8 protein-coding genes and 5 tRNA genes are annotated in these 11181 nt (G+C 46.2%); 2 read left to right on the forward strand and 11 right to left on the reverse strand.

Features of this window, described 5'->3' with window-relative positions; genetic code table 11:
• Positions 1–42 precede the first annotated feature (42 nt).
• The gene (leuS, locus tag Q4592_RS19905) at positions 43–2622 is read right to left on the reverse strand and encodes a leucine--tRNA ligase (protein WP_303516433.1); all 2580 of its coding nucleotides are present in this window, start codon (positions 2620–2622) and stop codon (positions 43–45) included.
• A 175-nt stretch (positions 2623–2797) separates the two neighbouring features.
• Here leuS and Q4592_RS19910 point away from each other — a divergent pair, with 175 nt between their 5' ends.
• Positions 2798–3292 carry a hypothetical protein gene (locus tag Q4592_RS19910; RefSeq protein ID WP_137671535.1) on the forward strand — a complete coding sequence of 165 codons (495 nt, stop codon included), beginning with the start codon at positions 2798–2800 and terminating at the stop codon, positions 3290–3292.
• A 74-nt stretch (positions 3293–3366) separates the two neighbouring features.
• On the opposite strand, the gene lnt is transcribed toward Q4592_RS19910, so the two are convergent.
• The 5 genes from lnt to miaB are packed head-to-tail and all read right to left on the reverse strand — an operon-like array spanning position 3367 to position 8842.
• Complete coding sequence (gene lnt, locus Q4592_RS19915) at positions 3367–4923, reverse strand: apolipoprotein N-acyltransferase (RefSeq protein ID WP_303516434.1); 1557 nt, start codon at positions 4921–4923, stop codon at positions 3367–3369.
• 1 nt (position 4924) lies between these two features.
• Positions 4925–5809: a CNNM family magnesium/cobalt transport protein CorC gene (gene corC / locus Q4592_RS19920; protein WP_137671533.1), complete on the reverse strand. Its 885-nt coding sequence runs from the start codon at positions 5807–5809 to the stop codon at positions 4925–4927.
• Positions 5810–5844: 35 nt separating this feature from the next.
• Positions 5845–6291 carry an rRNA maturation RNase YbeY gene (ybeY, locus tag Q4592_RS19925; protein ID WP_137671532.1) on the reverse strand — a complete coding sequence of 149 codons (447 nt, stop codon included), beginning with the start codon at positions 6289–6291 and terminating at the stop codon, positions 5845–5847.
• A 2-nt stretch (positions 6292–6293) separates the two neighbouring features.
• Complete coding sequence (locus tag Q4592_RS19930) at positions 6294–7355, reverse strand: PhoH family protein (RefSeq protein ID WP_137671531.1); 1062 nt, start codon at positions 7353–7355, stop codon at positions 6294–6296.
• Positions 7356–7414: 59 nt separating this feature from the next.
• Complete coding sequence (gene miaB, locus Q4592_RS19935; RefSeq protein WP_137671530.1) at positions 7415–8842, reverse strand: tRNA (N6-isopentenyl adenosine(37)-C2)-methylthiotransferase MiaB; 1428 nt, start codon at positions 8840–8842, stop codon at positions 7415–7417.
• Positions 8843–9057: 215 nt separating this feature from the next.
• Between miaB and Q4592_RS19940 the strand changes: the two genes are divergently transcribed.
• The gene (locus Q4592_RS19940; RefSeq protein WP_303516435.1) at positions 9058–10215 is read left to right on the forward strand and encodes an FAD-dependent monooxygenase; all 1158 of its coding nucleotides are present in this window, start codon (positions 9058–9060) and stop codon (positions 10213–10215) included.
• Positions 10216–10360: 145 nt separating this feature from the next.
• Here the strand turns inward: Q4592_RS19940 and Q4592_RS19945 are convergent.
• From Q4592_RS19945 to Q4592_RS19965, 5 genes are all read right to left on the reverse strand, one after another.
• Positions 10361–10435 (reverse strand) — tRNA-Gln (locus Q4592_RS19945).
• A gap of 38 nt (positions 10436–10473) precedes the next feature.
• Positions 10474–10558 (reverse strand) — tRNA-Leu (locus tag Q4592_RS19950).
• 21 nt (positions 10559–10579) lie between these two features.
• A tRNA-Met gene (locus Q4592_RS19955) sits at positions 10580–10656 on the reverse strand.
• Positions 10657–10798: 142 nt separating this feature from the next.
• Positions 10799–10873 (reverse strand) — tRNA-Gln (locus Q4592_RS19960).
• A gap of 126 nt (positions 10874–10999) precedes the next feature.
• A tRNA-Gln gene (locus tag Q4592_RS19965) sits at positions 11000–11074 on the reverse strand.
• Positions 11075–11181: the final 107 nt, after the last annotated feature.

The following is an 11181-nucleotide window of genomic DNA, read 5'->3' on the forward strand; positions in this document are numbered from 1 at the left end:
TCTCGCAATAAAAAACGGCGGGTTAGTAGCCCGCCGTAAGGTTTAGTTGGCTACAATGTTTAGCAACTTGCCGGCAACATAAATTACTTTGCGAACGGTTTTCCCATCCACAAACTTACTGACGTTTTCATCGCCCATGGCTAATGCTTGAACGGTGTCTTGGTCAGCGTCGGCTGCCACTGTTAATTTAGCGCGCAATTTACCATTTACTTGAACAACGATAAGCTTGCTGTCTTCAACCATGGCTTTGGCATCGGCTTCTGGCCAGTGTGCGGTATCAATGTCACCAGCATTGCCTAGTAGTGTCCACAGTTGGTCACAAATGTGCGGTGTAATTGGCGACAGCATTAATACCACTGCGTTAATCGCTTCACGTGTTACCGCGCGATTATTGGCATCGGTTTGGTCAGCTTTAGTCAGCTTGTTCATCAACTCCATAATTGCTGCAATAGCAGTATTGAAGGTTTGACGACGGCCAACATCATCACTCACCTTGGCAATGGTTTTGTGTACATCACGGCGCAGGTCTTTTTGAGCAGAGTTGAGGCTAGCGACGTCTACGGCACTCGCTTCACCGGCATTGATATGGTCGTAAGCCAGTTTCCATACGCGACGTAAGAAACGTAATGAGCCTTCTACAGCGCTGTCTTGCCATTCTAGTGTTTGTTCAGCTGGTGCGGCAAACATCATGAATAAGCGAACGGTATCAGCACCGTACTTATCTACCATTACTTGTGGGTCAATGCCGTTGTTTTTCGACTTCGACATTTTGCTCATGCCAGCGTAAATCAAGGCTTTGCCTTCGGCGGTTTTAGCGCTGGTAATACGGCCTTTTTCGTCTTTCTCGGTTACCGCATCTACTGGCGATACCCACACTTTTCCACCTTTCTCATCTTCATAGTAAAAGGCATCTGCCAATACCATGCCTTGAGTCAGCAAGCGTTTGAAGGGTTCGTCAGAGTCAACCAAGCCGCTATCACGTAATAACTTGTGGAAGAAGCGCGCATACAATAGGTGTAAAATTGCATGCTCAATACCGCCGATGTATTGATCGACAGGTAGCCAGTAGTTTGCTTGTTCTGGGTCAAGCATCATGTCTTCGTTGTTGGCGCTACAGTAACGGGCGTAGTACCAGCTAGATTCCATGAACGTATCGAAAGTATCGGTTTCGTGGAAAGCTTCTTGGCCTTCAAATTCAGTTTTTGCCCACTCAGGGTCAGCTTTGATTGGCGAAGTCACGCCATTCATCACTACGTCTTCTGGTAATACCACCGGTAATTGGTCTTCAGGTACCGGCACTACGTCGCCGTTAGCAAGGTTTAGCATTGGGATTGGCGTACCCCAGTAACGCTGGCGGCTGACCCCCCAATCGCGCAGGCGGAAGTTAACCTGTTTGCTACCTTTACCCATAGACTCAAGCTTAGCGGCCACTGCATCAAAAGCTGCACTAAACTCTAAACCATCAAACTCCCCTGAGTTAAACAATACGCCTTTCTCGGTGTAGGCCGCTTCAGTTAAATCTAACTCGCTATCGCTTGGTTTAATAACACCAACAATGTCTAAACCGTAAGCATGAGCAAATTCAAAGTCACGCTGATCGTGAGCCGGTACGGCCATTACAGCGCCAGAGCCGTAACCCATTAATACAAAGTTAGCTACCCAAATAGGAACCAGCTTACCAGTAAGAGGATGAACAGCATTTAGCCCGGTGGCCATGCCTTTCTTCTCCATGGTCGCCATATCGGCTTCGGCTACTTTGTTGTTTTTACATTCTTCGATGAACGCGGCTAACTCAGGGTTTGTTTTAGCGGCTTCTAAGGCGAGTGGATGCTGGGCAGCAACACCAACGTAGGTTACTCCCATTACGGTGTCTGGGCGGGTGGTGTAAACCGGAACAAGCTGCTCGCTGTTCTCTAAACCAAACTGCATTTCTACGCCTTCAGAGCGACCAATCCAGTTGCGCTGCATGGTTTTAACTTGCTCTGGCCAGTCGTCTAACTGGTCTAAATCGTCAAGTAACTCTTGGGCATAATCGGTGATTTTAATAAACCACTGAGGAATTTCTTTTTGTTCAACTAAGGCACCTGAGCGCCAGCCTCGGCCGTCAATCACTTGCTCGTTAGCCAATACTGTTTGGTCTACTGGATCCCAGTTTACCGTGGCCATTTTTTTGTAAACTAAGCCTTTTTCATAAAGCTTAGTGAAGAACCACTGTTCCCAACGGTAGTAATCTGGTTTACACGTAGCAAGTTCACGATCCCAGTCGTAACCAAAACCCAACTGCTTAAGCTGAGTTTTCATGTATTCGATGTTTTCGTAGGTCCATTTAGCAGGCGCGGTATTGTTATTAATGGCGGCGTTTTCTGCTGGAAGACCAAATGCGTCCCAACCCATTGGTTGCATAACATTTTTACCCTGCATGCGTTGGTAGCGAGAGACTACGTCACCAATGGTGTAATTGCGCACGTGACCCATGTGCAAACGGCCACTTGGGTAAGGGAACATTGACAGGCAGTAAAACTTTTCTTTGCCTGGTTGCTCTACAACTTTAAAGGTTTGCGCTTTTTCCCAGTGCTGTTGCACTTTGGTTTCTATATCACGTGGACTGTATTGCTCTTGCATCTAAGGAATCTTCCAGAAATAACCAAAAATTTGGACTGAGTAGCACTCGGCTACTGTACTCGATCCGCATAGGATACCGAGTCCGCCTGCCGACAACAATAGCTAGCGCACATTTGCAGTGAAACAAAAGGTCTATGCTTAATAATGATGATGCACTTTAGACAGTGGGTGATTTATGCCAAAGCGAGTTAAAGCCTATCAAGAGTTTGTTGAAGACTTAGAAAAACGCATCCAAGAGAGCGGGGAAGTGGGTCAAGAAGAGCTGTCTAAGCTGATTGATACCACCCAAGAATACCTACAAGCAGCCAGCGATTTAAGTCAAGACGAATGGCAACTAATTGCTAATTATGTTCGCCGTGATTTAAGCGATTGGCGTAACGACTATCGCCGTGCTTACGATGAAAGCCCCGGCATGGCGCTGCTTAAAGAAAGTATTTGGTATTGGTTAGCGAAAATGAGCGACCAAAGCCAAGTTGAGTGGCATGAGCTGATTGGCGATTTACAGCATCAAGGTATTTATCACAGTGGAGAGCTGATTGGTTTAGGGGTGATTGAATGCGCCGAATGTGGCGATAAGGTGCCGCTGTGGCACCCAACCGTTATTAGTCGATGTGAGCATTGCCAAGGGAAGCGTTTTTATCGCCACCCGATTAGTGAGCAATCGGCCTAGTTTGCTCACGCCATAACTTTGGGTCGTGAGCAAACTAAAGATAATAGGCAAACGCTACATGTAATTGTGTCGCTCTACGCTAATTTGTCTGCTGCTGGTTTAAGTAAACGCTGTCTTAGCCTTGGCACTAAACCACTGGCTAAGCCAAGCAATACCACCAAGCTTATTGGCCACAAGCCAAAGCGTTGATATGGCGTGATACCGGTGGCTGGCGTAACTTCGCCACTCAGTGTGAGTTGCTTATACTCTGGCGCGCGTTGCTGCACCTTGCCAAATCTATCAATGATAGCAGTAACACCAGTATTGGTTGAGCGAACTACTGGGCGACCAAACTCTAAGGCGCGCATTTGCGCTATCTCTAAATGCTGTTTAGGGCCAATCGAGGTGCCAAACCAAGCATCATTACTCACCGTTACAATGGCATCGGTTTGCTCGCTAAATTGCGGGCGTAACAGTTCGCCAAAAGCTATTTCATAACAGATAGCGGCTAGCCACTGATGTCCTTTTACTTCTAAATTGGTTTGCTGTGTATCACCACGATTGAACGAGGACATGGGCAAATTAAAGAAGGGCGCGAGTGGGCGCAACAAGTCTTCAAAAGGCACAAATTCACCAATTGGTAATAGGTGGTTTTTGTAGTAGCGATTTGGGTTTTCGTAATAATACGCTGAGCTTGCACCAGCTTCTTCAGATTGCTGACCCAAGGTGACCAAGGCGTTGTAATAGGCATTGGTTTGTAAATTATGAGCAATAACGCCGGTAATCAGCGCTTGTTGTTTATTCAGTAGTTGGCCATCCAGTTCATGCAGAAAATCAATGACCTCATATTCTAGTGCGGCAATTGCTGACTCAGGCCAAACAATCACATCGGCATTTTCAATGGCTAGCGTTTCTTGTTGATACATAAGCAAGCTAGCAGCGCGATTTTGAGGTAACCATTTTATATCTAGTGGTACGTTACCTTGCACTAAGGCTACAGTGAGCGGCTGTTGAGCGGTTGTCCAGCTATGGCCTTTGAAGATCAAACCAATTAATAGCGGTGTCACTATAACGGCACTGGCTAGCCAGCGAGTTTTACCTGATTGACGGATAATCAGTACGCCACCGGCAGCCAGTAGCAGCACCAACCAAGTGACACCATACAATCCAAATACTGGTGCAATGGTGGATAGTGGCGAATCAATTTGACTATAACCAGGTTGAAGCCAAGGAAATCCGGTGAGTACCCAACTACGCAACCATTCGCTTAATAACCAGCAGGCGGGAAACCATAGTAGGTAGAACATTGCCGAGCGTTTGCCTTGCCACTTATTGGCTAACCAGCAAGCCAGCGCGGGGTAAAGCGAAAGATATCCTACCAGCAATACCATCAGTGCTAGGCTGACTAATAGGGGCATTCCACCAAACTCAGCCATGCTCACATGTACCCAGTGGATACCGTAACCAAACCAGCCTAAGCCATAACACAAGCCTAATTTAAAACCCGATTGCTCAGGTTTTAACAGCAGCAGCAAAAACAGTAGTGAAAGCGGCATTAATGGCCAGAGGCCATAGGGAGCAAAGGCGAAGGGGGCAATTAAGCCACTAAGCAAAGCGGCTAACAGGCGCAGCCGCGGTGTTAAAACAGGCATGTTATTCTTGAATACTCAGCTGCAAGGCTTTCTCTTCTGGAATGCTCACTTGAAGTTGAACCACGCGGCGGCGGTCAGCTGTGCGAACTTTAAAGTGATAACCTTCAATTTCAATTTTTTCGCCGCGCCCTGGTAAGTGGCCAAAGGCATGAGTGACTAAACCACCCACAGTGTCCACTTCTTCATCGCTAAACTCACAGCCGAAGTATTGGTTAAAATCTTCAATGTCGGTAAGGGCATTAACCGCAAAGGTTTTGTCATTGATGCGGCGAATATCGTCTTGTAAGTCTTCTTCGTTGGCAAACTCATCTTCAATGTCGCCAACAATTAACTCTAGAATATCTTCAATGGTTACTAAGCCAGATACGCCACCAAACTCATCCACCACAATGGCCATGTGGTAGCGCTCGCTGCGAAACTCTTTCAACAGTTTGTCGATGCGTTTACTCTCGGGAACAACGACAGCAGGGCGAATCACTTCACTCAGGGGAGTGGTTGAGGCTTCTTCGGTAAAGGCAAACTTGAGCAAGTCTTTAGCAAGTAATACGCCTTCGATATGGTCTTTATCTTCGTTGATCACCGGAAAGCGTGAGTGACGCGCTTCGGTAAGCGTAGGTAAACTTTCGGCAATGGTTTGATTGACATCTAAGGTCACCATTTGCGAGCGGGGGATCATGATGTCACGAACGCGTTGGCTTGATACATCAAGTACACCTTCAATCATTTCTCGGGTGTTTTGGTCGATCAGTTCTCGTTGATTGGCATCTTGAATAACTTCTACCAATTCCTCTTTGCTTTTCGGTTCCCCTTGCACCAGTTGAATAATTCTCTCTATCCAACCTTTTTTAGTGGAACCGCTGCTCGAGTGAGGGTTGTCGTCGCTCATATTCTTTCGTTTTACCTAGTTTGTTATAACGAATATTAGTAAGGGTTACTAATACCCAATTTGGTGAGCACTGCTATTTCTAGTGCTTCCATTTCTTCTGCTTCTTGATCGTCGATATGATCATAACCTAGCAGATGAAGGCTGCCATGTACAACCATGTGCGCCCAGTGGTCAAACACTGCTTTTTGTTGCTCTGCGGCTTCGCGTTCTACTACTTGGCGACAGATAACTAAGTCACCTAGCAAAGGCAGCTCTACGCCGGGAGGAGCTTGAAAAGGAAAAGATAACACGTTAGTTGGTTTATCTTTATTACGGTACTGCGAATTTAACGCTTGGCTTTCGGCTTCGTCAACTATACGAATGGTTAATTCAGTATCTTGATCATGTTCTACCAAGGTTGCGTGCAACCACGCTTCAAAAGCGGTAATGGTTGGCAGGTTCTCTTCATCGCCGGTGGCAATTTGCAGGTCAACGTAAGGCATGTTTAGTCATCGTCTCGCTGGTTTAGCTTTTGGGCGGCTTCGCGGCGCTGCTTTTGTTTTTCTTCAGCAATACGGTCGCGTTCATCTTGTTCTTCGTAGGCTTCAACAATGGCGGCCACAATAGGATGGCGCACTACATCTGCAGCTTGGAAGAAATTAAAGCTAAGCGCGGGTACTTCACCTAGTACTTCAATGGCGTGGCGTAGGCCCGATTTTTGGTGGCGAGGTAAATCAACCTGAGTGATGTCACCAGTAATCACCGCACGTGAGTTAAAACCAATACGGGTTAAGAACATTTTCATTTGTTCTACGGTGGTGTTTTGGCTTTCATCTAAAATAATAAAGGCATCATTTAAGGTACGGCCGCGCATGTAAGCTAAAGGTGCAACTTCAATAACGTTACGCTCAATCAACCGTTCTACTTTTTCAAAACCAAGCATTTCGAATAGTGCGTCGTATAGAGGGCGTAAGTAAGGGTCTACTTTTTGGCTTAAATCACCCGGTAAGAAACCCAGCTTTTCACCGGCTTCTACCGCAGGGCGAGTGAGCAAAATACGGCGTACTTCTTGGCGCTCTAATGCGTCTACTGCGCAAGCTACAGCTAAGTAAGTTTTACCTGTACCAGCAGGGCCAATACCAAAGGTAACATCGTGACCTAGCATGTTGCCAATATAGGCGGCTTGGTTAGAAGTACGCGGTTTAATTACTCCGCGTTTGGTTTTTATATTGAGTTCTTTGCCGTAATGCTGAGTGGTTTCATCATCTTGATCAAGCACATGGCTTTCTTGAATTGCCAAATGCACTTGCTCAGGGCTTAACTCAGGGATATCGCCGCCTTTAAGCGGGGCGGTTTCTATGTATAAGGCGCGCAAAATAGTGCCCGCAATCAAACACATGCCGTGGCGACCAGTAATTTGAAAATTATTGTTTCGATAACTAATTTCTACACCTAAACGGCGCTCTAGTTGTTTCAAATTATCATCAAGTGGACCGCAAAGTTGCGCGAGGCGAGGGCTAGAGGCTGGCTCTAAGTAGATCTCAATAGAATTGATTTTATTACTCAAATTGTTTTATGGGCTGGCTATTTAAAGCCAGCCGCAACTCCTTAAAAGCGTATCTGCGACTAAGGCGTAAAGCTGGCCACGCCTAAGTGGTTAGCTTGCCCATCGGTTTTGTCGATAATAGTGGCAGGCGCAACGTCATTACGCAACTGCATTTGTTGCTCTGTTCTTAGCAACTCGCCACGCAATGAGTGGGCGAATACATCAACAATTTTTACATCCACGAACTGACCTATTACGTCATGGCTGCCTTCAAAGTTCACTACCCGGTTGTTTTCAGTTCGGCCGCGTAGTTCCATTGGGTTTTTCTTTGAAGGGCCTTCAACCAAAATACGCTGCTCGGTATCGAGCATGCGACGGCTCACTTGCATGGCTTGTTGGTTGATGCGTTCTTGCAATATGTAAAGACGCTGTTTCTTTTCTTCTTCAGTGACGTCGTCAGGCAAGTCGGCTGCTGGCGTACCAGGGCGAGCGCTGTATACAAAGCTGTAGCTCATATCAAAGTTTACTTGCTCGATTAGCTTCATGGTGTCAGCAAAATCTTCAGTACTTTCGCCAGGGTAACCTACGATGAAGTCAGAGCTAATTTCAATATCAGGGCGCGCTTTACGAAGCTTACGAATAATTGATTTGTACTCAATGGCGGTGTGGCCACGCTTCATTAAGTTAAGAATACGGTCAGCGCCACTTTGTACGGGTAAGTGTAAAAAGCTCACTAGCTCAGGCGTATCCGCATAAACTTCAACGATGTCATCGGTAAATTCGATAGGGTGACTCGTGGTAAAGCGTAAGCGGTCGATGCCGTTAATACTGGCGACATAACGCAGTAGCTCAGCAAAACTACAAATACTGTCGTCGTGTTGTAACCCTCGGTAGGCATTTACGTTTTGCCCTAACAGATTGACTTCGCGTACGCCTTGCTCGGCGAGTGAAGCAATTTCGTAAAGTACGTCATCCAGTGGTCGGCTAACTTCTTCACCACGGGTATAAGGCACCACACAGAAAGTACAATATTTACTACAACCTTCCATGATTGACACAAAAGCACTGGCGCCTTCGGCACGTGGCTCAGGTAAGCGGTCAAATTTTTCAATTTCTGGAAAGCTCACATCAACGACTGATTTCTCGCCGCCTTTTACTTGCTTGATCATTTCTGGCAAGCGGTGCAGGGTTTGCGGGCCAAATACAATATCTACGTATGGTGCGCGTTCGCGAATGGCTTTACCTTCTTGCGAAGCAACACAGCCGCCAACACCAATTACCAAGTTAGGGTTCTTTTGTTTTAGGGTTTTCCAGCGACCAAGTTGATGAAAAACTTTTTCCTGAGCTTTCTCACGTATAGAGCAGGTATTTAGCAATACAACATCTGCTTCGGAGGCTTCTTCAGTTAACTGAAAACCATGGGTCGCATCGAGTAGGTCGGCCATCTTCGACGAATCGTACTCGTTCATTTGGCAGCCCCAAGTTTTGATATGCAGCTTATTTCCCATCGTTTTACTCATCATTACATCGCTAAAAAAGGACGCGTATTTTACTGGTTTATGTTGAGCCTTACTAGTAACAATCGGCGCTTTGCCAGAAAAAGATTAAAAAATGGCCGCTGCGCAAAGCCAGCAAGCGACTCCACATTATCATCAGCAAGATTCGCAACCTTTTACGGCTTCGGGTTACACTGCAATAAATAGTGAGAATGAATTGAAATACCATGGAAAATTTTGATGTTGTGGTGGTTGGCGGTGGCATGATCGGTGCCGCTAGCGCGCAGGGCTTTGCTCAGCAAGGTTTGTCGGTGCTGATGCTAGAGTCTTACCAGCCTAAAGCCTTTGAAACCAGCCAAGCTATAGATTTACGGGTAAGTGCCATTAGCCAAGCCAGTGTAAATTTGCTGAAGCAACTCGACGCATGGTCAGCCATTAGTGCAATGCGATTGTGCCCCTACCAGCAGCTGCAAGTGTGGGAAGACCCACAAGACAAACTGATATTTGATTGCGCGCAGCTAGACTTACCCGAATTAGGGTTTATGGTTGAGAATCGAATTATTCAACTTGGACTGTGGCAGGCGAATGAACAAGCAGGTGTTACCCGTAGAATAGTTCAAAATACTCAGCTTCAAACTAATACCGCTGAAGGTGTCAGCCTAAAAATCGATGAAACTGAAGTGTTTGCTAAATTGATGGTGGTAGCCGATGGTGCTAACTCAAATATGCGCCAACAACTTGGTTTAGGCATTAGCGCTTGGGATTATCGGCACGACTGTTTTGCTATAAATATTAAACTGGATGCCCCCCAGCAAACGGCTACTTGGCAGCAATTTTACCCTAGTGGTCCGCGCGCCTTGTTACCTTTAGCCGAGCAGCACGCTGCGCTAATTTGGTACGACAGCAAAGACACTATTCGCGGTTTAAAGCAGTTAAGCAACGCCCAGCTTAAACACCGTATTGAAGCAGAGTTTCCTGCTCTACCGGGAGACTTCGATATTTTAGATAGCGCCAGCTTCCCACTAACTCGTCGCCACATTAGCCAATATGTAAAACACCGCGCAGTAGTGATTGGCGATGCGGCGCACACCATTAACCCATTGGCAGGGCAGGGTGTAAACTTGGGTTATCGAGACGTGAAGTGCTTACTTGAGCAAGTAGAACACGGTGGTTTAGAGGAGCTAGATAAAGCGCTACGCCGTTTTGAAGTACGCCGCAAGCCAGATAACTTAAGCATGCAAACCAGCATGGATGTATTCTACCTAATGTTTTCTAATTCCCTATCGCCGTTGCAACAGCTACGCAAGTTAGCGATTAAAGGTATGCAGCATAGCGGGCCCATAAAAAACTGGACCCTGAAATATGCGTTAGGGGATATTGGGTAAAGGTATCAATCGGAATACAAAGCCTGCGTCATGCGGGCTTTTTTGTTTCTGAAGAAAGGCTTAAGAAAACGGTTATAGAAGTGTGTGGCTACTAATACTGAATTTAGAAAGAAAAAAGGCCTGCTAAAAAGCAGGCCTTTTAAGGTGGCAGGGATAGCTGGATTTGAACCAACGAATGGCGGCATCAAAAGCCGCTGCCTTACCGCTTGGCGATATCCCTACAAAACTCTTTGAACTGGATTCTTCATTAGAGAAGAATGGTGCGGAAGGAGAGACTTGAACTCTCACACCTTGCGATACTAGAACCTAAATCTAGCGCGTCTACCAATTCCGCCACTTCCGCACGAAATACTTCTAAAACTAATGGTGGCTATGGCGGGACTTGAACCTGCGACCCCAGCATTATGAGTGCTGTGCTCTAACCAGCTGAGCTACATAGCCATCTGTATTTTCACTTAAGTGAAGCTACAAATATTTTGGCAGGGTATAAATGCTAGTCTACGACATAGTACTTATTCTCTTACCAGGACAATTGCCCTTCAGTTACTGCGTTCTCAAATTATAAACCTGAGCACAATAAAAGTGGCAGGGATAGCTGGATTTGAACCAACGAATGGCGGCATCAAAAGCCGCTGCCTTACCGCTTGGCGATATCCCTGCAGAAACTGTTCGAAACGCGTATTGCTACAGTGTTTCTATGTCTTAATCTTTCAATTTAGACTGGCAATCTAAAACCTAAGTTCTGATTGCTTAACTCAAGTATACATACTCAAGCTATAAATGGTGGCAGGGATAGCTGGATTTGAACCAACGAATGGCGGCATCAAAAGCCGCTGCCTTACCGCTTGGCGATATCCCTACAGGGTGTTACTTTTTGGCTTCTTCTTTAAGAGAAGAATGGTGCGGAAGGAGAGACTTGAACTCTCACACCTTGCGATACTAGAACCTAAATCTAGCGCGTCTACC

The sequence above is a fragment of the Agarivorans sp. 1_MG-2023 genome (assembly GCF_030548385.1).
Classification (GTDB): domain Bacteria; phylum Pseudomonadota; class Gammaproteobacteria; order Enterobacterales; family Celerinatantimonadaceae; genus Agarivorans.

Coding starts and splice junctions, on each gene's coding strand:
- leuS (WP_303516433.1), bottom strand. CDS start 2,622: ATGCAAGAGCAATACAGTCCACGTGATATAGAAACCAAAGTGCAACAG.
- Q4592_RS19910 (WP_137671535.1), top strand. CDS start 2,798: ATGCCAAAGCGAGTTAAAGCCTATCAAGAGTTTGTTGAAGACTTAGAA.
- lnt (WP_303516434.1), bottom strand. CDS start 4,923: ATGCCTGTTTTAACACCGCGGCTGCGCCTGTTAGCCGCTTTGCTTAGT.
- corC (WP_137671533.1), bottom strand. CDS start 5,809: ATGAGCGACGACAACCCTCACTCGAGCAGCGGTTCCACTAAAAAAGGT.
- ybeY (WP_137671532.1), bottom strand. CDS start 6,291: ATGCCTTACGTTGACCTGCAAATTGCCACCGGCGATGAAGAGAACCTG.
- miaB (WP_137671530.1), bottom strand. CDS start 8,842: ATGGGAAATAAGCTGCATATCAAAACTTGGGGCTGCCAAATGAACGAG.
- Q4592_RS19940 (WP_303516435.1), top strand. CDS start 9,058: ATGGAAAATTTTGATGTTGTGGTGGTTGGCGGTGGCATGATCGGTGCC.